The sequence below is a fragment of the Kitasatospora sp. NPDC001664 genome (assembly GCF_053596675.1).
The window spans coordinates 191216-212962 of the sequence record NZ_JBSFGS010000013.1 but is presented as its reverse complement, the minus strand read 5'-3'; the positions used below and the strand labels follow the sequence as shown (position 1 = coordinate 212962).

Below are 21747 nucleotides of genomic sequence, written 5' to 3'. Positions count from 1 at the left end.
TGTGGCTGCCTGCTCATCCTGCGGTAGTGGATTCTTCACCGCCCGTCCCCCTTCGGGGGTAGGGGGTCGGGTACCGGAGGCTGACATGGAGTCCATTGTGGCCCCTTCGGGTACGGCCGGTCGACGTGGCCCCCCGGGCTGCGGCCCGCCGAGGCAACGGTTCGGTCAAGACTGCTCCTGCAACGATTTCTGCATCTTGCTGAAACATTTTGCAATCGCTAGCGTCCAGCCACCCACTCGACGACGAGCCGCCTCAAGGGAGCCCAGCTGTGGCCGAAGTCCAGCCCCGCCGCCCACGGAGCACGACCCCCTACAAGCGACCCGGCCGGACGGCCGTGCTGATCGCCGCCTCGCTGCTGGCCACCGGGCTGGGGGCCGCCCCGCTCGCGGTGGCCGCTCCGGCGCCGGCCGCGCCGCCCTCGGACCGGGCGATGGCCGAGCGCGCCGACCGGCACGACCTGACGCGGGAGCAGTTCTACTTCGTCCTGCCCGACCGCTTCGCCAACGGCGACCGCGGCAACGACACCGGCGGCATCCCCGGCGACCGGATGGCCAACGGCCTGGACCCGGCGGACAAGGGCTTCTACCACGGCGGTGACCTCAAGGGCCTGATCGAGAAGCTGGACTACGTCCAGGACCTGGGCACCACCGCGATCTGGATGGCCCCGCTGTTCGAGAACCGACCGGTGCAGGGCACCGGGGCGGACGCCTCGGCCGGCTACCACGGCTACTGGATCACCGACTTCACCAAGGTCGACCCCCACTTCGGGACCAACGACCAGCTCAAGGAGCTGATCGCCAAGGCGCACGCCCGGGGCATCAAGGTCTTCTTCGACGTCATCACCAACCACACCGCCGACGTGGTCGACTTCAAGGAGCAGAAGTACGACTACCGCTCGGCCGGCGCCTACCCGACCCTGGACGCCGACGGCCGCCCGGTGGACGAGACCGCGATCGCCGACGCGGCCGCCCAGTGGCCGAGGACCACCGCCGACTCCTTCCCCTACAGCCCGGTCTTCCGCACCGAGGCCGACAAGCGGGCCAAGACCCCGAACTGGCTGAACGACCCCGCGCTCTACCACAACCGGGGCAACTCGACCTTCGTCGGCGAGTCCGCCACCGAGGGCGACTTCTCCGGCCTGGACGACCTGGACACCCAGAACCCCCGGGTGGTCAAGGGTATGCAGGACATCTACAAGACCTGGGTCAGGGAGACCGGGGTCGACGGCTTCCGGATCGACACCGTCAAGCACGTCAACACGGCCTTCTGGTCCCAGTGGGCCCCCGAACTCAAGGGCTACGCGGCCAAGCTGGGCAACGACGACTTCTTCATGTTCGGCGAGGTCTACTCCGGCGACCCGGCGGTGACCGCCCCGTACGTCACCAAGGGCAAGCTGCAGGCCACCCTGGACTTCGGCTTCCAGGAGAGCGCCCGCCGGTACGTCTCGCAGGGCGGCTCGGCCCGGGTGCTCTCCGAGCTGTACGCGCAGGACTACCGCTACACCACCGCCGACACCAACGCCTACGGCCTGCCGACCTTCCTCGGCAACCACGACATGGGCCGCTTCGGCAGCTTCCTGCAGGCCGACAACCAGGGCGCGAGCCCCGAACTGCTGCTGCGCAAGGACCGGTTGGCCAACGAGCTGATGTTCCTGACCCGGGGTCAGCCGGTGGTCTACTACGGCGACGAGCAGGGCTTCACCGGCGCGGGCGGGGACAAGGACGCCCGGCACGACATGTTCGCCTCGAAGACCGCCTCGTACAACGCGGACGAGGTGATCGGCGGCACCAAGGGCCCGGCCGACCGGTACGGCACCGGCGGTGCGCTCTACCGGGGCATCGCCGACCTGGCCCGACTGCGCAGGCAGCACCCGGCCTTGGCGGACGGCGCGCAGATAGAGCGGTACGCCGCGGACGGGGCCGGGGTGTACGCCTTCTCCCGGATCGACGCCAAGGAGCAGGTCGAGTACCTGGTCGCGGTCAACAACGCGGCCGAGCCGAAGACCGTCACGCTGGACACCTTCTCGGCCGGCACCGACTTCGAGCAGCTCTACCCGGCGGCGGGGCAGAAGCTCACCAGCGGGGCCGACCGCAAGGTGACGGTCACCGTCCCGGCGTACTCCTCGGTGGTGCACAAGGCCGCCAAGAAGCTGGCGAAGAGCACCGCCGCGCCCCAACTCACGCTGCGCGCACCGGAGAACGGCTCGACCGGCACGGTGACCGTCGGCGCCGAGGTGCCGGGCGGCGGGTTCAACCGGGTGTCGTTCGCCGCGCAGATCGGCAACGGGCCCTGGCAGCAGCTGGGTTCGGCGGACAACGGGACGTACAAGGCCACCCAGGACCTGACCGGGGTGGCCCCCGGCACGGTGGTCCGGTACAAGGCCGTGGTCCGCGACGGCAGCGGCAACCTGCGCTCCGCGACCGCGAGCTTCACCACCGGCACCCCCGCCCCGAAGCCGGTGCCGAGCGCCACCTCGCGCCCGTACGCGGTCGTGCACTACCAGCGGAAGAACGCCGACTACGACGGCTGGAACATGTACGCCTGGGGCGACCTGGCGGACGGCGAGTCGACCCAGTGGCCGGCCGGGCACGCCTTCAGCGGGCGGGACGGCTACGGGGCCTTCGCCTACGTGAAGTTGAAGAGCGGCGCGGCCGACGTCGGCTTCGTGGTGGAGAACAACGGCACCAAGGACACCGACGGCGACCGGCACGTCGACCTCGGCACCACCGGTGAGGTCTGGGTCAAGGAGGGCGATCCGAAGGTCTACACGAGCAACCCGGACCCGGCCGTGCCCGTCCCGGCGAACACCGCCGTCATCCACTACCAGCGGGCCGACGGGAACTACGACGGCTGGGGCCTGCACGACTGGACCGGCGCGGCCAGCCCCACCGACTGGGGCAACCCGCTGATGCCCGCCCGCAAGGACTCCTACGGCGCCGTCTTCGAGGTGCCGCTGGCCCCCGGGGCGACCAGCCTGAGCTACATCCTGCACCGGGGCAACGACAAGGACCTGCCCAACGACCAGTCGCTGGACTTCGCCACCAGCGGCCGCGAGGTCTGGCTGATCGGCGGTCAGGAGGGCCACCTGCTGCCGCAGTCGGCCGGGGCCTCCTCGCAGCTGGACCTCTCCTCCGCGCGGGCCCAGTGGATCGACGCGAAGACGGTCGTGGTGCCCGCGAACTACGGCGCGGGCGACGCCGCGCTGAACGGCGGCACCAGCGCCCAGCTGATCTACGACCCGGCCGGCGGGATCACCGTCGACAAGGGGGTGCTCAGCAAGCCCGGGCAGTGGATCCGGCTCACCCCCGGCTCCCTGACGGCGGACCAGAAGAAGAAGTACCCGCACCTGGCCGGGTACCGCGCCTTCACCGTGGACGCCCGGGACGCCCGCCGCACCACCGAGGCGCTCCGCGGCCAGCTGCTCTTCACCGAGCACCTGCCGAACGGCGCCGCGCTGGCCGCCACCGGCGTGCAGATCCCCGGCGTGCTGGACGACCTGTACGCGGCCGGGGCCGCGAAGGCCCAACTCGGCCCGGTGTACCGGGAGGCCGGCGGCTGGGGCTGGTGGCGCGAGCGCCGGGTGACGCTGTCGCTCTGGGCGCCGACCGCCACCGAGGTCTCCGTCCAGCTCTTCGACGGGCCGAGCGGCGGCACCCCGCGGACGGTGCCGCTGCGCCGGGACGAGGCCACCGGCGTCTGGTCGCTGACCAGGGACGCCGGGGAGCTGGACGGCAGGTACTACCTGTACCAGGTGAAGGTCTGGGCGCCGAGCGTCGGCAAGGTGGTGACCAACCTGGTCACCGACCCGTACTCGGTGGCCCTCTCCACCGACTCCACCCGCTCCCTGGTGGCCGATCTGACGGCCCGTGACACCAAGCCGCGCGGCTGGGACCAGCACCGCGCCCCGCAGGCCGTGCCGCCGCAGAAGCAGCAGATCCAGGAGCTGCACGTACGGGACTTCTCGGCCACCGACAGCACCGTGCCGGCCGCCGAGCGCGGCACCTACAAGGCCTTCACCGAGTCGAAGTCGGCCGGGATGAAGCACCTGAAGGAGCTGGCCGCGGCGGGCGTCACCACCGTCCACCTGCTGCCCACCTTCGACATCGCCACCATCCGGGAGAACCGGGCCCAGCAGCAGCTGCCCGCCTGCGACCTGGCCGCGCTGCCGGCCGACGGCGAGCAGCAGCAGGAGTGCGTGGCGGCCGTCCAGGCGGGCGACGCCTACAACTGGGGCTACGACCCGCTGCACTACACGGTGCCGGAGGGCTCCTACGCCACCGACCCGAACGGCCTGGCGCGCACCGTGCAGTTCCGCGAGATGGTGCAGGCGATGCACGAGGCCGGGCTGCGGGTGGTGCTGGACGTGGTCTACAACCACACCGCCGCCTCCGGGCAGGCCGAGCACTCGGTGCTCGACAAGGTGGTGCCCGGCTACTACCAGCGGCTGAGCGACACGGGGAAGGTCACCACCGACTCCTGCTGCGCGGACACCGCGCCCGAGCACGCCATGATGAACAAGCTGGTGGTCGACTCGGTGGTGACCTGGGCCCGCGAGTACCGGGTGGACGGCTTCCGCTTCGACCTGATGGGCCTGGACCCCAAGCAGACCATGCTGGACGTCCGCTCCGCGCTGGACCGGCTGACGCTCCGCCAGGACGGGGTGGCGGGCAAGGACCTCTTCCTCTACGGCGAGGGCTGGAACTTCGGCGTCGTCGCCAACGACGCCCGCTTCGTCCAGGCCACCCAGCTGAACATGGCCGGAACCGGCATCGCCACCTTCAACGACCGGATCCGGGATGCCGCCCGCGGCGGCAACTTCATGCTCGACTCCGCGCCGCAGCAGGGCTTCGCCTCCGGGCTCTTCACCGACCCGAACGGCTCGGCGGCCAACGGCACCCCCGAGGAGCAGCGGGCCCGGCTGCTGCGGCAGATGGACCAGGTGAAGGTCGGACTGACCGGGAACCTGGCGGGGTACTCCTTCACCGACAGCAGCGGACGGACCGTCACCGGTGAGGGCGTGGACTACAACGGCGCCCCGACCGGCTACGCGGCCGACCCAGGGGAGGCGCTGGAGTACCTCGACGCGCACGACAACGCGGACCTGTTCGACGCGCTGGCCTACAAGCTGCCCGTCACCACCGCGCCCGCCGACCGGGCCCGGATGCAGGCGCTCGGCCTCTCGCTCACCGCGCTGAGCCAGGGCCCGGGCTTCCTGCAGGCCGGCAGCGAGCGGCTGCGCTCCAAGTCGCTGGACGCCAACTCCTACGACTCCGGTGACTGGTTCAACGCGATCGAGTGGGACTGCGCCAAGGGCAACGGCTTCGGCCGGGGCCTGCCGATGGCGGCCGACAACAAGGCGATGTGGCCGGCGGCCAAGCAGCTGCTGGCCGACCCGAAGCTGCGGGTGGGCTGCAACGAGATCTCCTCGGCGGACGAGCAGTACCGGCAGTTCGTCCGGATCAAGCAGTCCTCGCCGCTGTTCGCCCTCGCCACCACGGCCGAGGTGCAGCGCCGCCTCTCCTTCCCGCTCTCCGGTACGGCCGGCGAGCAGCCGGGCGTGATCACCATGCACCTGGACGGCACCGGCCTGCCCGGCGCGGAGCGCGGCATCACCGTGGTGTTCAACGCGACCCCGGCCGAACAGCGCCAGACCGTGCCCGGGGCGGCGGGCAGCGCGCAGCGCCTGCACCGGGTGCAGGCGGACGGGGCCGATCCGGTGGTGAAGGGCGCCCGCTTCGAGCCGGCCACCGGGACCTTCACGGTGCCGGCCCGGACGGTGGCGGTCTTCGTCCAGGGCTGACGCCCTCACAGGGGTCCGTCCGTTCACAGGGGCCCGTCCGTTCACAGCGGACGGGCCCGTTCACAGGCACGACATGTGGCTGATACGAGTCATCGTCAAGTCGCATGGCCGGAAATCGCCGTCCGGCGTCCCGGGGTGGTGACACCCGGGCGCCGGGCGGCGCTGTTTCGGGGTCCACGGAGGGCCGGCGCCGCCGACCGACCGACCGTCCGGACGGGTGGCGATCCTGCCGCTGTTCAGTGCGGATCTGCCGGATGCGAAGCGGTTCCGGAAGGCGACAAGCGTTTTCGCCAGCCCCTTGCGCACCACGGGAGTTGGCACCGGTGCGAGGCTCGTGTGCCTGGGTCGGATATCGGCCAATCCGTGACGTGCATCTGTCATTCACGGCGGGTTTGCTGCCACGATTCCCCCTGCCGCGGACGAGATGGCCCCAAGTCCCCAACCGACGCGGCGTTCCAGCGCAGGCAAGGCGCTACCAAGCACCACTCCTTTCAACGCACCGACCCGGGCGTCGCACAGGCAGCCCGGGGCCCCCGCTGTGCCGCAACCCCGCGGCCAGGTTCTCTCCACCGTCCGTGCACCCCGCGGGCGGTCGGAAAAGGAGTCCGCATGTCCCGCTACACCCACGCCCGGGTGACGATGGCCGCGCTCGCCGCGACCACCGCCCTGGTGGTGACCGCCCTGCCCACGATGGCGCAGGCGTCCCCGCAGGCCCCCTCCCAGGTCAACTCGATCGCGGCCGGCAAGGCCAGCCTCCTCGCCTCCGCCGACCAGCAGGGCGCCGGCCTGGTCCAGTCCCTCGGCCTCGGCGGCCAGGAGAAGCTGGTCGCCAAGGACGTCGTGGTCGACGCCGACGGCTCCCGCCACCTGCGCTACGAGCGCACCTTCGCGGGCCTCCCGGTGCTCGGTGGCGACCTGGTCGTCCACCAGACCGCCGGTGGCCTCACCAAGGGCGTGGACAAGGCGAGTTCGGAGGCGCTGACCGGCTTCAGCACCACCCCGAAGCTGGCCGCCCCGGCCGCCCAGTCCTCGGCGCTCGCCGCCGAGCAGGGCTCCAGCCTGGACACCGCTCCCCGCCTGGTCGTCTGGGCCGCCTCGGGCGCCCCGCGGCTGGCCTACGAGACCGTGGTCTCGGGCGTCGAGTCGGACGGCACCCCGTCCCGGATGCACGTGGTGACGGACGCCCAGACCGGCGCCCTGATCCAGAAGTACGAGGGCATCAAGAAGGGCACCGGCCAGGGCGTCTTCGTCGGCAACGTCACCATCGGCACCTCGCTGTCGGGTTCGACGTACCAGATGAAGGACACCGCGCGCGGTGGCCAGTACACCACCAACCTGAACAACGGGACCTCGGGGAACGGCACCCTGTTCACCAAGGCCACCGACGCCTGGGGCAACGGCCTCGCCTCCAACAAGGAGTCGGCCGCCGTCGACGCGCACTACGGCGCGGGCGCGACCTGGGACTACTACAAGAACACCTTCAACCGCAGCGGCATCCGCAACGACGGCGTCGGCGCCTTCAGCCGGGTCCACTACGGCAGCAACTACGTCAACGCCTTCTGGGACGACGGCTGCTTCTGCATGACCTACGGCGACGGCTCGGGCAACAACGCCCCGCTGACCGCGCTGGACGTGGCCGGCCACGAGATGACCCACGGCGTCACCTCCAACACCGCCAACCTCACCTACTCGGGCGAGTCCGGCGGTCTGAACGAGGCCACCTCGGACATCTTCGGCACCATGGTCGAGTGGTACGCCAACCTGCCCGCCGACCCGCCGGACTACCTGATCGGCGAGGAGATCAACATCAACGGGGACGGCACGCCGCTCCGTTACATGGACAAGCCCTCCAAGGACGGCTCCTCCAAGGACTCGTGGTACTCGGGCATCGGCAACGTGGACGTGCACTACTCGTCCGGCCCGGCCAACCACTTCTTCTACCTGCTGTCCGAGGGCAGCGGCGCGAAGGTCGTCAACAACGTCAGCTACAACAGCCCGACGGTGAACAACATCACCGTCGCCGGCATCGGCCGGGACAAGGCCGCGGCGATCTGGTACCGCGCGCTGACCGTCTACATGACCTCCAGCACCAACTACGCCCAGGCCCGCACCGCCACCGAGAACGCGGCCAAGGACCTGTACGGCGCCGGCTCGACCGAGCTCTACCAGGTCGGCATGGCGTGGGCCGGCGTCGCGGTCGGCCAGCCGCCGACCAACCCGGGCACCGTCACCGTGACCAGCCCCGGCAACCAGACCACCAAGGTCAACACCGCGGTGAACCTGCAGATCAACGCCAGCGGCGGCACCGCCCCGCTGACCTTCTCGGCCACCGGCCTGCCGGCCGGCCTGTCGATCTCCACCTCCGGGAAGATCACCGGCACCCCGACCACCGAGGGCACCTCGAACGTGACGGTCACCGCCACGGACGCCGCCAACAAGTCGGGCACGGCCAGCTTCACCTGGACCGTGAACAACGTCACCAGCACCTGCACCCCGGCGCAGCTGCTCGGCAACGCGGGCTTCGAGTCCGGCAACACCACCTGGACCACGACCTCGGGCGTGATCGACAGCGGCACCAGCAAGCCCGCCCGCACCGGCTCCTACAAGGCCTGGCTGAACGGCTACGGCTCCTCGCACACCGACAGCGCCTCGCAGACCGTCTCCATCCCGGCCGGCTGCAAGGCCACCCTCGGCTTCTACCTGCGCATCGACACCGCCGAGACCGGCACCACCCAGTACGACAAGCTCACCGTCTCGGTGAACGGCACCGCGCTGAAGACCTACTCCAACGTGGACGCCGTCTCCTCCTACCAGCTGCGCACCTTCGACCTCTCGGCCTACGCCGGCCAGAGCGTCACCCTGAAGTTCAACGGTGTCGAGGACGCGTCGCTCGCGACCAGCTTCCTGATCGACGACACCTCCATCGCCACCAGCTGACGCACCCTCAGCGGTAGTTGAGCCCCGGCCCGGCGGATCCCATCCGTCGGGCCGGGGTACTTCCGTGAGCATCCGGAAACGGCCCGGCAACACGAAACGCCCCCGAAACACGTACGTCCGCATCCGGAAATCCGGCCCGTCCAGACTCGGCTCCCATCCGGCGCGCAACCCCACCCCGGCGCGTCGAGGGACCCCGGGAAGGCCGCAGATGCTGCTCGCAGAGACCCCCGCCGGGCCGGACACCGGCGACACCGCCTGGTTGCTGGCCAGCACCGCGCTGGTGCTGCTGATGACGCCGGGCCTGGCGCTGTTCTACGGCGGCATGGTCCGCACCAAGAGCGCACTCAACATGATCATGATGAGCCTGGTCTCGATCGCCACCGTCACGGTGGTCTGGCTGGTGGCCGGCTACTCGCTGGCCTTCGGCCCGGACCTCGGCGGGCTCGGCCTGATCGGCGGGCTCGACCACCTGGGGATGGCCGGGATCACCCCCGCCTCGCTCACCGGCAAGGTCCCCACCCTGCTGTTCGCCACCTTCCAGCTGACCTTCGCGATCGTCACCGCCGCGCTGATCTCCGGCGCGGTCGCGGACCGTGCCAAGTTCGGTGCCTGGGTGCTGTTCACGGTGGTCTGGACGCTGCTGGTCTACGTGCCGGTCGCGCACTGGGTGTTCGCCCCCGGCGGCTGGCTGCTCAGCAGGCTGGGCGTGCTGGACTTCGCCGGCGGCCTGGTGGTCGAGGTCAACTGCGGGGCCAGCGGCCTGGCCCTGGCCCTGGTGCTCGGCCCCCGGCTGGGATTCCGGAAGGAGGCCATGCGCCCGCACAACCTGCCGATGGTGGTGCTCGGCGCGGGCCTGCTCTGGTTCGGCTGGTTCGGCTTCAACGCGGGCTCGGCGCTCGGCGCCAACGGCACCGCCGCCGCCGTGCTGCTCAACACCCAGGCGGCCGGCTGCACCGGCCTGCTCGGCTGGCTGCTGGTGGAGAAGAAGAAGGACGGCCACGCCACCACCCTCGGTGCCGCCTCCGGGGCGGTGGCCGGACTGGTCGCCATCACCCCCTCCTGCGGGTCGGTGGACCTGCTCGGCGCGCTGGTGATCGGCGCGGTGGCCGGTGTGGTCTGCTGCTACGCCGTCAGCTGGAAGTTCCGCTTCGGCTACGACGACTCGCTGGACGTGGTGGGCGTGCACCTGGTGGCCGGGGTGATCGGCACCGTGCTGATCGGCGTCTTCGCCTCCGCGGTGATGACCGGCGGCCCGGCGGGCCTGCTGCACGGCGGCTTCGGGCAGCTCGGCAAGCAGCTGCTGGCGGTTCTGGTGGTCGGCGGCTACGCCTTCGCGGTGACGTACGGGATCGGCAAGGCGATCGACCGCGCCATCGGCTTCCGGGCCAGCGCCGAGCACGAACTCACCGGCCTGGACCTCGCCGTGCACGCCGAGACCGCGTACGATCACGGCGTCCTGGGCCACGGCAGCGCGACCGCCGCGACCCGGCCGGCCGCCACCCCCTCCGTCCTGAAGGCCCCTCAGTCATGAAGCTGATCACCGCCGTCGTCAAGCCCTTCAAGCTGGACGAGGTGAAGACCGCCCTGCAGTCGCACGGCGTGCACGGACTGACCGTCACCGAGGCCAGCGGCTACGGCCGCCAGCACGGTCACACCGAGGTCTACCGCGGCGCCGAGTACCGGATCGACCTGGTGCCCAAGGTGCGGATCGAGGTCGTGGTGGAGGACGAGGAGGCCGACCTGGTGGTGGACGCCATCGTCTCCGCCGCCCGCACCGGCAAGATCGGCGACGGCAAGGTCTGGGTCGTCCCGGTGGACGGCATCGTCCGCGTCCGGACCGGCGAGCGCGGCCCGGACGCGGTCTGAGGGTCCGTCAGCGGCGGCCGCTCGCTTCGGTGAGCCGCCGGGGCACCAGCTCCTGCCACTCCTGCGCGCCGGTCCAGGCCCAGAGCAGCTCGGCGGAGAACGGCACCGTGGACCGCGAGCCGACCGGGATGCCGTCGGAGCCCATGACGGCATTGCCGGTCACGATGGTGACGGCCATCCCGTCCAGCCGTTCGCGGCGGACCGTGAGCAGCCGGAGGCCGTCGCGGTAGTCGGCGTCCTCCACCAACTTCCGCTCCCCGGTGGGGAGCACCAGGCTGGTGCAGTCGGAGCCCCGGGCGCAGTCGAAGCGTTCGGCGGACGGCCGGGAGAGCGCGACCCGGACGTCGGCCCGGCCGCGGGTGTCCTGGTAGCGGACGCTGATCTCGTAGTAGCCGTCCACCGGGCGCCAGTTGGCCTTGGCCGGCCCGGTGCCCGGGGCGGCCTCCGGCAGCAGGACGGCCGTCCCGGTGCTCGGCAGCATCCGGGACAGCACGGTGAACATCGCCTCCCGGGTGAGCGGCACGGTCGACTCGGGGTCGGCTGCGGTCGGTGTCGGTGTCGGCGACGCCGGCGCCGTCGGCTCCGTCAGGGGGCTGGCGGCCACGGTGGCCCGGGCCCCGCCCTCGTCGGGCCGCCAGAGGTTCGGGGTCGCCACCGTGACCAAGGTGGCCACGGCGAGCGCCGTGCCGGCGATCCGCAGCCGGCGGCGGCGCCGGAGCCGGATCCCGAGGCGTCGGCCCTCGGCCACCATGGTGGCGACCGGGGCGTCGATGAGGTGGACCGCGTCGAAGAGTTCGTCGAGTCCGGGGTCGTGCGGCATGTCGTCCGTGCTCCTGGTCATGAAGTGCTCCGTCACAGACTCAGCAGGAGTTCGCGGTCCGCCCCGAGGATGCCCCGGAGCTTGGCCAGCGAGCGGGTGGTGAGGGTCTTGACGGCGCCGGGCGAGCACCCGAGCAGCTCGGACACCGACTCCACGCTGTGGTCCTCCAGGTACCGGAGCACCACCACCGCCCGGTTGCGGGGCGGCAGTTGGGCCAGCGCGGCGACCAGGGTGACCCGCAGGTCGGACTCCTCGTTCCCGAGCGTCAGCTGCTCCGGCAGCTCGGCCGAGACCACCTCGGTGGAGCGCCGCAGGCGGCGCTGCGAGAGGTACATCCGCAGCAGCACCTTGCGTGCGTACGCGTCCAGCCCGGGCTCGTCGCGGCCGCGCCGCAGCCGCCCCCAGACGGTGAACATCTTGGCCAGGGTGATCTGCACCAGGTCCTGCGCCTGGTGCCAGTCCCCGCACATCAGGTACGCGATCTGGAACAGGCGCCTGCTCCTGGTACTCGCGAACTCCTCGAACTCCATGCCCCCGCCCGACCGTGGTTCCCGCTGACGTCATGGAACCTGACGCTTCGGAAGGGACAGAGGTATCACACGATTCGGTCAGGTGACCGATCCGTGTCCTCCGGGAGTCTTGACGCTCCTGGGCGGCGGCCATAAGTTCAGCGCGTTGCAAGTTTCCAGCAAGTTTCAACGAGCTTGCGCAAGAGGCTTCCCAGGCCTCCGAATCCCCCCCAGGCTGCCCCACCCAGCCCCCTGGAGACACCGTGGTCACCACCTCCCCCCGCCGCGCCGTCGGCGCCCTCGGCGCGTCCGCCGCCCTGGTGCTCTCGCTCGGCACCGGACTCTCGCTCGCCCCCACCGCCCAGGCCACCCCGCCGGGCACCAAGGACGTCACCGCCACCCTCTTCGAGTGGCGCTTCGACTCCGTCGCCAAGGCCTGCACCGACACGCTCGGCCCCAAGGGCTACGGCTACGTCGAGGTCTCGCCGCCCCAGGAGCACATCCAGGGCGCGCAGTGGTGGACCTCCTACCAGCCCGTCAGCTACAAGATCGCCGGACGGCTGGGCGACCGCGCCCAGTTCCAGTCCATGGTGAACACCTGTCACGCCGCAGGCGTCAAGGTGATCGCCGACTCCGTGGTCAACCACATGTCGGCCGGCTCCGGCACCGGCACCGGCGGCACCAACTACACCAAGTACAACTACCCCGGTTTCTACCAGGACTGGGACTTCCACTCCTGCCGCACCGCGATCGGCAACAACTACGCCGACCGCTCCAACGTGCAGAACTGCGAGCTGGTCAACCTCTCCGACCTCAACACCGGCTCCGCGTACGTCCAGCAGACCATCGCCACCTACCTCAGCGACCTGCTCTCGCTCGGCGTGGACGGATTCCGGATCGACGCCGCCAAGCACATCGCCGCCGCCGACCTGGCCGGCATCAAGGCGAAGATGAGCAACCCGAACGCCTACTGGGTGAGCGAGGTCATCTACGGCGCGGGCGAGGCCGTGCAGCCCGGCGAGTACACCGGCGTCGGCGACGTGGACGAGTTCCGCTCCGCGACCTGGCTGAAGAGCGCCTTCAACGGCGGCCGGATCTCCGACCTCTCCGGCTGGGGCAACGGCCTGCTGGCGAGCTCCCAGGCCCGCACCTTCGTCGACAACTGGGACACCGAGCGCAACGGCTCCACCCTCAACTACACCTACGGCTCCGCCTACACCCTGGCCAACGTCTTCCTGCTGGCCCACCCGTACGGCTCGCCGAACGTCTACTCCGGGTACGCCTTCACCGACCACGACGCCGGCCCGCCGAACGGCGGCACCGTCAACTCCTGCTACACCGACGGCTGGAACTGCACCCACGCCTGGCGGCAGGTGGCCAACATGGTCGGGTTCCGCAACGCGGTCGCGGGCACCGGCATCGTCAACTGGTGGTCCAACGGCAACAACGCCATCGGCTTCGGCCGCGGCGACAAGGGCTACGTCGCGATCAACCGCGAGGGCGGCGCGCTGACCCAGACCTTCCAGACCTCGCTCCCGGCCGGCACCTACTGCGACGTCCAGCACGGCGACTTCGCGTCCGGCAGCTGCTCCGGGACCAGCTACGCGGTCGGCTCCGACGGGAAGTTCACCGCCACCGTCGGCGCGGGCGACGCCGTCGCCCTGCACGTCGGCGCCCGGACCTCCGCCACCGCCACCCCGACCCCGACCCCCACGCCTTCGCCCACGGCCGCCACCGCCGCCGCCTTCGCGGTGAACGCCACCACCGTCTACGGCCAGAACATCTACGTCGTCGGCAACACCACCGCCCTCGGCGGCTGGGACACCTCCAAGGCCCTGCTGCTCTCCTCCGCCGCCTACCCGGTCTGGAAGCTCAACGTCCCGATGGCAGCGGGTACTTCCTTCGAGTACAAGTACGTCCGCAAGGAGTCCAACGGCGCCGTCACCTGGGAGTCCGGCGCCAACCGCACCGCCACCGTCCCCACCAACGGCACCGTCACCCTGAACGACACCTGGCGCCCCTGACACCCTCCCCCGTACGGCCGGCCGCCCCACCCCCAGCGCACGGGGGAGGGGCGGCCGGTCCCGTTCCGGACGGTCCGTCAGCCGCGGCCGATGTAGGGCATGGTGGTGGCCATCACGGTGGCGAACTGGACGTTGGCCTCCAGGGGGAGGGCGGCCATGTGGCGGACGGTGCGGGCGACGTCGGCGACGGACATGGTGGGTTCGGGGGCGGTGCGGCCGTCCGCCTGGCGGACGCCGGTGGACATGGCGGCCGTCATGTCGGTGGCGGCGTTGCCGATGTCGATCTGGCCGCAGGCGATGCGGTGGGGGCGGCCCTCCAGGGAGAGGGACTTGGTGAGGCCGGTGACGGCGTGCTTCGTGGCGGTGTAGGCGACGGAGTACGGACGGGGGACGTGGGCGGAGATGGAGCCGTTGTTGATGATGCGTCCGCCCTGCGGGGTCTGGAGCTTCATCCGGCGGAAGGCGGCCTGGGCGCAGAGGAAGGCACCGGTGAGGTTGAGGTCGACCACCGCGCGCCAGTCGGCGACCGCGAGGTCCTCGACGGGGGTGGGGGTGCCGAAGCTGCCGGCGTTGTTGAAGAGCAGGTCGACCCGGCCGTACGCGGAGACGGCGGCGTCGAACAGCGCGTCCACCGCGGCCGGGTCGGTGACGTCGGTGGGCACGGCCAGCGCGGGGGAGGCGGCCTCGGCGGCGACGGCGTCGAGCGCGTCGGCCCGTCGTCCGGCGAGGACCAGCCGCCAGCCGTGGGCGGCGAGTTCGAGGGCCACCGCGCGGCCGACCCCGCTGCCCGCTCCGGTGACGACGGCGACCTGATGGTCCATGGCTGGGCTCCCGGGATCGGTGGGGTCGGTGAGTCGGTGAGGGGACTCGATGATCGCGTACGGAGGGCGGGCGGGTCACTGGTCGGAGCGTCCAGCGGCGCGCCGCAGGAGGGGGGCGGGGCTTGGCGGGACGTACGGGGAGGTGACGCGCGCCACAGGGGCCGCGGGGGGTGATCGCTAGAGTGTCCGGGAGGAGGCAGGGAGAACAGTGGAGAAGCAGGACGGCCGGCCCATGCCCGCGGGCCTGGTGACGTCGGGGCAGCGCGCCGAGTTGATGCGGCAGGGCAACGCCTCCTCGGTGCTGCGCGCGGTGCTGGCGTACGGGCCGGTCTCGCGGGCCGAGATCGCCCGGCACACCGGGATCTCCGCACCGAGCGTGACCAAGCTGACCGCCGCCCTGATCGAGGCGCAGCTGCTCACCGAGCTGGCCCCGGTGGAGCCGACCCAGGGCCGCCCTCGGGTGCCGCTGGCGCTGGACGGCGACCACGTGGTGGCGCTCGGCCTGCACATCGGACTGCTGCGCACCACCTTCGGCCTGGTCGGCCCGGACGGCAGCGTGGTGGCCGAGCGCGAACTCCCGCACCACGAACTGCCGGACCTCTCCCCGGAGCGGATCGTCGAGCAGGCGGTCGCGGGCGTGGCGGCCTTCCTGAGGGACCGTCTCGGCGGCCGCCGCCTGGTCGGCACCGGCGTGACGGTCGGCGGTTGGGTGGACGGCGCGCGCGGCCTGGTGGTGGAGCACGGCCCGCTGGACTGGCACGGCGTCAGACTGCTGGAGCTGCTGGAGGGCCGGCTGCCCGGCCCGGTGGTGCTGGAGCAGACGGTGCGTGCGATCGCCCGGGCCGAGCTCTGGTTCGGCGCCGGCCGGGAGACCGACGACTTCGTGCTGGTGATGATCGGCAACGTGCTGGGCGCCGCGATCGTGGTGGACCGCACGGTGCACCGCGGTCCGGGCGCCGCGGCCGGGGCGATCGAGCACCTGCCCGCCACCGACGACCCGGACGCCCCGCGCTGCCCGGTCTGCGGGGCGAGCTGCCTGGTCGTCACCGCCTCGGACACCGCCCTGGTGGCCCGGGCCCGGGAGCTCGGGGTGCTGCCGAAGCGGCGGCGGGCGGACGGCCCGGACGGCGGCGATTCGCTGGCCCTGGAGCGGCTGATCGCGCTGGCCCGCCCGGCCGGTTCGGGCAGCGGCGACGAGCGGGCGCAGGAGCTGCTGCGCACCCGGGCCCGCCGGGTGGGCCGCGCGGTGGCCGGGATCGTGGACCTGCTCAACCCGAGCAAGGTGGTGCTGGCGGGCGGCATCCTGGTGGCCGACGAGTACCTGGACGAGCTGCGCACCGAGGTCGGCCGCCGCAGCCACCGGGGCCTGGCGGTGGCCGACGACATCCTGCCGGCGGTGTTCGGCTCGCGGACGCTGGTGCGCTCCTCGGCGGTGCCGGTGCTGGAGCGGGTGATCACCGAGCCGTTCACCGCGCTCGGCCTGCTGCGCTCACAGCTCTGACCCGTCCCCGGGAGGGTGTGACCTTGCTCCCGCTTCCGCCGTGACCCCGGTCACGTCAACGCCGCCGACGGCGGGCCGGGTCGACGCCGCCACCGGGGCCGGGCCGTTCGAATGCGGTCGCATCCCCGCCGACCAGCGGGGGTGACCCCCGTCGAACGGCGGGAAGGCGGAGGTCGGGAGGGGAAGATCGCAACCGGCCCGCGCCGGGCCCGCGTCGTAGGATCACGGACGGCACACCTGCCCCGCCGGGAGCGGGTCGCCGACCAGGGTCGGCGTTCCGGGCACCTCCGCGGTGGCCGCAGGAGACGCCCGGCCCGGGCCCCGCACCGGGGACCTCGTCCGGAGACGCCCGGGCGATCGACCGCTCGGAGAAGAAGACCTTGTTCCTGAAGCCCGCCCGTTCCGTCCTGGCATCCGTCGGCGTCCTCGGACTGGCCCTCGGTCTGGCCGCCTGCGGCAGCACCCCGGCGCCGTCCGCCCAGGACGGCAAGGCCGGGGGCAAGGGGGGTTCCTCGGGCAGTCCGAGCGCGGGTCAGAGCAGCACCCCGCCGCCGAAGCCGAGCAAGGTGCTGATGCCGACCGGTCCGGCGGCCGACCTGAAGAAGGTCCGGGACACCTCGGCCGGGCCGATCATGCTGACCACGCTGACCGGCGCCAAGTCCGGTGTCAGCGGCAAGGTCTGGGTCTGGCTGCCGCCGGAGTACCAGGACCCCAAGTTCGCCAAGACCGGCTTCCCGGTGCTCACCCTGTACGCCGGCGGACAGAGCGCGGGCTACAACACCTGGACGGACAACCAGCTGCCGATCCAGGAGATCGGCGCGCAGCTCTCCAAGGAGGGCAAGGCGCACCCGTTCATCCTGGTGATGCCGGTGCAGAACCTCGACTCCAACGAGTCCAAGGCGCTGGAGTGCAGCGACATCCCGGGCCAGCCCAAGATGGGCACCTGGATGGCCCAGGACGTCCCGGACTTCGTGCGGGCCAACTTCCGCACCGTCAAGGGCCGGGACGGCTGGGGCCTGATGGGCGCCTCCACCGGCGCGTTCTGCAGCGCCAAGCTGGCGCTCCAGCACCCCGACGTGTTCAAGGCCGCCGTCCCGATCGACGGCTACTTCAACCCGGACTCCCCGCTCTGGAAGGGCCACGACACCGAGCGGCTGGCGAACAGCCCGGACCAGCTGGTCGCGGCCGGCAAGGCCGACGTGCGGCTGCTCGCCACGGCGGGCGGCGCCAACGCCTACGAGGTCAAGCTGGTGAAGAACTGGGTCGCCAAGGCGGCGGCGCCCGCCACCGTCGAGTACTACGAGCAGCCCGGGGGCAAGCACCTGACCTCGGACTTCAAGAAGATGATCCCGGTGACCCTGGAGTGGCTCTCCAAGAACCTCGCCGGGCCGCAGGGCGACGACTGAGCGCGGCGGGCGGGCCCGGGGGGCGGCTGAGTCCCCGTCAGGTCGCTGACCTGCACGTCAATCAGACATTGATTCGACTCTGATGAGCTGTCATCACCCTGGAGACCATGCCGGGGCGCCGTCGAGTGCGGCGCCCGACCGGCCCGGTCTCAGCCAGTCGTGAAGAGAGTGCCATGCCCAGCCACCTGCTGCCCGTCGAATCCCCGAAGGTCCCCGCCCAGGCGGGCGGGCCGCGTGAGACGCAGCCCGCCGTCGAGGCGATCCCGTTCGCCGGGCTGCGCCTGGTGCACGCCGCTCTCCGCCGCGACCTGGCCCGGATCCCCAACGCCCTGCGGCTGCTGCAGCCCGACGACACCGCCACCGCCGAGGCGATCCAGCGGCACTGGGACTTCCTGACCGCCATGCTCACCTGCCACCACGAGCAGCAGGACACCCGGCTGTGGCCGCTGCTGCGCCGCTTCGCGCCCGAACTGCGGCTGCTGCTCAACTGGTTGGAGTCCGACCACCACAACCTCGACCACTCCTTCACCCGGGTCACCACCCTGGTGCGGATCGCCACCCGGGACCCCGCCAGCAGCTGGTCGGTGGCCTACGCGGTGGAGGAGCTGGCCGCCCGGCTGGAGACCCACCTGCGGATCGAGGAGCGGCAGCTGCTGCCCCGGATGGACGGGATCTTCCCGGCCGGCTCCCGGATGGGCACCCTGCCGGAGCTGCTCGACCTGATCCGCGCCGCCGACGGCCCCGGCAGCTCGGACGCGCTGGCCTGGCTGCTGGAGGGCGTGGAGCCCGAGCAGGTGGACCGGCTGCTCGCCGACTGCGACGACACCACCGCCCGGCACTGGCCGCACTGGCGCGACACCTACGCCCGCTGCACCGACGAGCTGTGGGGCCCGCGCCCGTAGGGGCTCTCTCCTCGGTCCTGCGGCGCGGTGGCTTACGATGCGCGGATGTCGTTCGAGCCGTTGCTGATGAGCCGTCTGAAGGATGCCCGGCGGGTGCTGGTGGCCGGGGCCGGGGGTGGCTTCGACGTCTACGCCGGGCTGCCGCTCGCGCTGGAGCTGCGCGAGGCCGGGCACGAGGTGCACCTGGCGAGCCTCTCGTTCAGCCACCTCTACGGCCTGCCCGGCGAGGTCTGGCTGGAGCCCGAACTGGCCCGGATCACCCCGGACACCGCCTCGGCGGAACGGTACTTCCCCGAGCGCACGCTGGCCCGCTGGCTGCGGCTGCACGGACTCCCGGACACCGTCTGGGCCTTCGGCTCCGTCGGGGTCAAGCCGCTGCGCGCCGCGTACCGGGCCCTGGTGCGGCACCTGGAGATCGACGCGATCGTGCTGGTGGACGGGGGCACCGACATCCTGATGTGCGGCGACGAGGCCGGCCTCGGCACCCCCGAGGAGGACATGGCCAGCCTCGCCGCGGTGGCCGGGATGCCCGAGGTGGCGACCCGGCTGGTGGCCTGCCTGGGCTTCGGCGTCGACGCCTACCACGGCGTCAACCACTCCCTGGTGCTGGAGAACCTGGCCGCCCTGGACCGCGACGGCGGCTACCTCGGCGCCTTCTCCCTCACCCGGCAGAGCCGCTCCGGGCAGCTCTACCTGGACGCCGTCGAGCACGCCAGGGCCGCCTTCCCCGAGCACCCCAGCATCGTCCAGGGCTCGGTCGCGGCCGCCCTGCGCGGCGAGTTCGGCGACGTCCGCTTCACCGACCGCACCAACGGGACCGCGCTCTTCGTGAACCCGCTGATGTCGATGTACTTCACCGTCACGGTGGAGGCCCTGGCCGCCCGCAACCGCTACCTCGACCGGATCGAACGCACCGTGCTGATGCGTCAGATCAGCACCGTGATCGAGGAGTTCCGCGACGGGCTGCCCGCCCAGCGGCCGCCCCGGCAGTTCCCGCACTGAGGCCCGCGGCTCACCAGGGGACGGTCTCGCCGAGGTGGTCCAGGAAGCGCAGCCCCCGCGCGCCGCGGTGGCGTTCGACCGTCTCCACCACGCCCGGCACGCTCTCCTCCACGCTCAGCTCGGCCCCCGGCCCGCCCAGCTCCGTCCGCACCCAGCCCGGGTCCATCAGCAGGAAGGTCCTCGGGTCGTCGGCGTGCCGGGCGGCGTGACAGCGCATCAGCTGGTTGAGCGCGGACTTGCTGGCCCGGTAGAGGTCCTGACCGCCCCTGGTGTTGCGCGAGACGCTGCCCTGGTCGGAGGACATCACGCCGACGGTCCCGGTGGGCCGCACCAGCGGGCCGAGGACGTCCACGACCCGCATCGGGCTCAGTGCGTTGACCACCATGACCTCGGTGAACATCTCCGTCGGCACCTCGCCGATCGGCAGGTCGCCGCGGGCGACGGCGGCGTTCACGAAGAGCAGGTCCAGGGAGCGGCCGGCCGCGGTCAGGCGGTCGCGCAGGGCGGCGAGTTGCCCCTGGTCGGTCATCTCCAGCTCCTCGACGGTGAGCCGCCCGCCGGCCGTCCCGGCGAGCTCGTGCAGGCCGGTGCGGTGCTCGCCGCGCACCGTGCCGATCACCTCCCAGCCGCGGCGGAGGTACTCGGCGGCGATCCCGAGGCCGATGGTGCGGGAGGCGCCGACGATCAGTGCGGTCTGCTGTCCTGTGTCGTTCATGGCCCCAGTCTCCGAACGGCCGGGGCGGTGCGTCCAATACCCTTTGGAGCCCGTTGATACCGTGCGGGTATGGATCTCGACCTGCGCAAGCTCCGGTACTTCCGTGCGGTCGTGGAGCACGGGGGGTTCGGCCGGGCGGCACGGGAGCTGCACATCGCCCAGCCCGTGCTCAGCCGTCAGATCCGCGCACTGGAGCAGGAGTTGGGACAGCGGCTGTTCGACCGGACCACCCGGAGCGTGGAACCGACCGCGGCCGGGCGGCAGTTGTACGAGGAGGCCCGGCGGATCGGCGCCACGGTGGACCGGGCCCTGCGCCGGGTCGCGGAGGCCGCCCGGGGGGAGCACCGGCTGGTGGTCGGCTTCTCGGCCGGCCTGCGGGTCTCGGAGGCGATCCGGGAGTTCACGGCGCGACACCCGGAGGTGGCGGTCGACGTCCTGCCGCTGCCCTGGGCCGAACGCGACGCCCCGCTGCGCGACGGCCGCGCCCAGGTCGGCCACCTGCGCCGTCCGTTCGACGACACCGGTCTGCGGACCGTCCCGATCGGCGTGGAGACCAAGGTCGCCTGCCTCCCCGCCGCGCACCGGCTGGCGGGCCGCCGGTCCCTCACCCTGGCCGACCTGGACGGTGAACCGGTGCTGGACGCGAAGGCCCGGCGGACCGCCTCGCTGGAGGAGAAGTTCGAACTCATCGCCTCGGGCCAGGGCGTCGCCCTGATCCCGGTCAGCGTCGCCGCCTCCTACGTCCGCCCCGAGCTGGTCGTCCTGCCGGTCACCGACCACCCGCCGGTCGAGACCTGCCTGGCCGCACCGGTGGACGACCGTTCCGAGCTGGTGGCGGGCTTCCTGGAGATCGCCACCGCCGTCCTGCGCCGTCAGGCCTGATCCTTCCGGGCGGCCGCCAGGATCTTGACCGTGGTGTGGAAGAAGCGGGAAGTGCCCTGGCCTGCGTAGGACTTGGGGAAGGACTTGGCCGGATCTCCGGAAAGCCGCCCGTTCTTCAGGTGGAAGACGGTGAAGGCGGCACCCGGGGTGGCGGAGAGGATCTCCCAGCCGCCCTTGGGGTCCCGGACCGGGAACTCCAGGTCCTCCGGGAGCGGCTCGGAGAGGAAGACCACGCACAGCCGGACGTCCGGCGTCACCTCCACGGCGGCGAAGGGATCGGCCTCGACGACGGCCGCCACCTCGTCCACGGTGCGCAGCATCACCGGGACGGCGAAGCCCAGTTCGTCCTCCAGGTGCCGCTCGATCCGGCGGGTGAGGGCGGCGCGGTCGGTCCTCCCGGTGGTGAAGAAGACGTTCCCGCTCTGGATGTAGCTGCGGACGTCGGCCAGGCCCAGCTCGGCGAAGAGCGCGCGAAGCCGCTCCATCTTCACCGTTCGGCCGCCGACGTTGACCGCCCGGAGGAAGGCGACGTAGCTCTCTGTCATGCGGGCAGTGTCGCAG

General features: G+C 71.9%; 15 protein-coding genes. 10 read left to right on the top strand and 5 right to left on the bottom strand.

The genetic code is table 11. From position 1 onward, the window contains the following. Positions 1-269: 269 nt before the first annotated feature. From pulA to ACWCYY_RS20410, 4 genes are all read left to right on the top strand, one after another. Entirely contained in the window at positions 270-5801 is a 5532-nt protein-coding gene (gene pulA, locus ACWCYY_RS20425) for a pullulanase-type alpha-1,6-glucosidase (RefSeq protein ID WP_449796858.1), read from the top strand. Positions 5802-6410: 609 nt separating this feature from the next. Further along, complete coding sequence (locus tag ACWCYY_RS20420) at positions 6411-8738, top strand: M4 family metallopeptidase (protein WP_345285912.1); 2328 nt, start codon at positions 6411-6413, stop codon at positions 8736-8738. 208 nt (positions 8739-8946) lie between these two features. Continuing rightward, positions 8947-10269 carry an ammonium transporter gene (locus tag ACWCYY_RS20415; protein WP_345285910.1) on the top strand — a complete coding sequence of 441 codons (1323 nt, stop codon included), beginning with the start codon at positions 8947-8949 and terminating at the stop codon, positions 10267-10269. Next, complete coding sequence (locus ACWCYY_RS20410; protein WP_345285908.1) at positions 10266-10604, top strand: P-II family nitrogen regulator; 339 nt, start codon at positions 10266-10268, stop codon at positions 10602-10604. Before ACWCYY_RS20415 ends, ACWCYY_RS20410 begins: the two co-directional genes overlap by 4 nt. A 7-nt stretch (positions 10605-10611) precedes the next feature. On the opposite strand, the gene ACWCYY_RS20405 is transcribed toward ACWCYY_RS20410, so the two are convergent. Beyond that, complete coding sequence (locus ACWCYY_RS20405; RefSeq protein ID WP_449796857.1) at positions 10612-11445, bottom strand: hypothetical protein; 834 nt, start codon at positions 11443-11445, stop codon at positions 10612-10614. Between the two features lie 11 nt (positions 11446-11456). Next, the gene (locus ACWCYY_RS20400; RefSeq protein WP_345285904.1) at positions 11457-11954 is read right to left on the bottom strand and encodes a SigE family RNA polymerase sigma factor; all 498 of its coding nucleotides are present in this window, start codon (positions 11952-11954) and stop codon (positions 11457-11459) included. A gap of 242 nt (positions 11955-12196) precedes the next feature. Here ACWCYY_RS20400 and ACWCYY_RS20395 point away from each other — a divergent pair, with 242 nt between their 5' ends. Next, on the top strand, positions 12197-13957 hold the full coding sequence (locus ACWCYY_RS20395) for a carbohydrate-binding module family 20 domain-containing protein (RefSeq protein WP_380150182.1): 1761 nt from the start codon (positions 12197-12199) through the stop codon (positions 13955-13957). A 77-nt stretch (positions 13958-14034) separates the two neighbouring features. Here ACWCYY_RS20395 and ACWCYY_RS20390 read toward each other — a convergent pair whose 3' ends face one another. After that, positions 14035-14778, bottom strand: a complete 744-nt coding sequence (locus ACWCYY_RS20390) for an SDR family oxidoreductase (RefSeq protein ID WP_345285902.1) — start codon at positions 14776-14778, stop codon at positions 14035-14037. Between the two features lie 208 nt (positions 14779-14986). Between ACWCYY_RS20390 and ACWCYY_RS20385 the strand changes: the two genes are divergently transcribed. From ACWCYY_RS20385 to ACWCYY_RS20370, 4 genes are all read left to right on the top strand, one after another. Then, positions 14987-16279, top strand: coding sequence for an ROK family transcriptional regulator (locus tag ACWCYY_RS20385; protein ID WP_345285900.1), 1293 nt, complete (start codon positions 14987-14989; stop codon positions 16277-16279). 380 nt (positions 16280-16659) lie between these two features. Then, entirely contained in the window at positions 16660-17685 is a 1026-nt protein-coding gene (locus tag ACWCYY_RS20380) for an alpha/beta hydrolase (protein ID WP_345285898.1), read from the top strand. A gap of 173 nt (positions 17686-17858) precedes the next feature. Next, on the top strand, positions 17859-18587 hold the full coding sequence (locus ACWCYY_RS20375) for a hemerythrin domain-containing protein (protein WP_345285896.1): 729 nt from the start codon (positions 17859-17861) through the stop codon (positions 18585-18587). A gap of 45 nt (positions 18588-18632) precedes the next feature. Then, positions 18633-19589 carry a DUF1152 domain-containing protein gene (locus ACWCYY_RS20370; RefSeq protein WP_449796856.1) on the top strand — a complete coding sequence of 319 codons (957 nt, stop codon included), beginning with the start codon at positions 18633-18635 and terminating at the stop codon, positions 19587-19589. Positions 19590-19599: 10 nt separating this feature from the next. Here ACWCYY_RS20370 and ACWCYY_RS20365 read toward each other — a convergent pair whose 3' ends face one another. Continuing rightward, on the bottom strand, positions 19600-20304 hold the full coding sequence (locus tag ACWCYY_RS20365; RefSeq protein WP_345285892.1) for an SDR family oxidoreductase: 705 nt from the start codon (positions 20302-20304) through the stop codon (positions 19600-19602). Positions 20305-20373: 69 nt separating this feature from the next. On the opposite strand from ACWCYY_RS20365, the gene ACWCYY_RS20360 reads away from it, so the two are divergent. After that, on the top strand, positions 20374-21186 hold the full coding sequence (locus tag ACWCYY_RS20360; RefSeq protein WP_345285890.1) for a LysR family transcriptional regulator: 813 nt from the start codon (positions 20374-20376) through the stop codon (positions 21184-21186). Here the strand turns inward: ACWCYY_RS20360 and ACWCYY_RS20355 are convergent. Further along, the gene (locus ACWCYY_RS20355; RefSeq protein WP_449796855.1) at positions 21177-21731 is read right to left on the bottom strand and encodes a DUF1697 domain-containing protein; all 555 of its coding nucleotides are present in this window, start codon (positions 21729-21731) and stop codon (positions 21177-21179) included. The two genes, ACWCYY_RS20360 and ACWCYY_RS20355, sit on opposite strands and share 10 nt — an antisense overlap. Positions 21732-21747: the final 16 nt, after the last annotated feature.

What these genes read in the sequence shown, in the direction of transcription:
- ACWCYY_RS20405 (WP_449796857.1), bottom strand. Translation starts at nt 11,445, where the DNA reads ATGACCAGGAGCACGGACGACATGCCGCACGACCCCGGACTCGACGAA.
- ACWCYY_RS20365 (WP_345285892.1), bottom strand. Translation starts at nt 20,304, where the DNA reads ATGAACGACACAGGACAGCAGACCGCACTGATCGTCGGCGCCTCCCGC.
- ACWCYY_RS20375 (WP_345285896.1), top strand. Translation starts at nt 17,859, where the DNA reads ATGCCCAGCCACCTGCTGCCCGTCGAATCCCCGAAGGTCCCCGCCCAG.
- ACWCYY_RS20410 (WP_345285908.1), top strand. Translation starts at nt 10,266, where the DNA reads ATGAAGCTGATCACCGCCGTCGTCAAGCCCTTCAAGCTGGACGAGGTG.
- ACWCYY_RS20390 (WP_345285902.1), bottom strand. Translation starts at nt 14,778, where the DNA reads ATGGACCATCAGGTCGCCGTCGTCACCGGAGCGGGCAGCGGGGTCGGC.
- ACWCYY_RS20420 (WP_345285912.1), top strand. Translation starts at nt 6,411, where the DNA reads ATGTCCCGCTACACCCACGCCCGGGTGACGATGGCCGCGCTCGCCGCG.
- ACWCYY_RS20400 (WP_345285904.1), bottom strand. Translation starts at nt 11,954, where the DNA reads ATGGAGTTCGAGGAGTTCGCGAGTACCAGGAGCAGGCGCCTGTTCCAG.
- ACWCYY_RS20370 (WP_449796856.1), top strand. Translation starts at nt 18,633, where the DNA reads ATGTCGTTCGAGCCGTTGCTGATGAGCCGTCTGAAGGATGCCCGGCGG.
- ACWCYY_RS20355 (WP_449796855.1), bottom strand. Translation starts at nt 21,731, where the DNA reads ATGACAGAGAGCTACGTCGCCTTCCTCCGGGCGGTCAACGTCGGCGGC.
- ACWCYY_RS20360 (WP_345285890.1), top strand. Translation starts at nt 20,374, where the DNA reads ATGGATCTCGACCTGCGCAAGCTCCGGTACTTCCGTGCGGTCGTGGAG.
- ACWCYY_RS20415 (WP_345285910.1), top strand. Translation starts at nt 8,947, where the DNA reads ATGCTGCTCGCAGAGACCCCCGCCGGGCCGGACACCGGCGACACCGCC.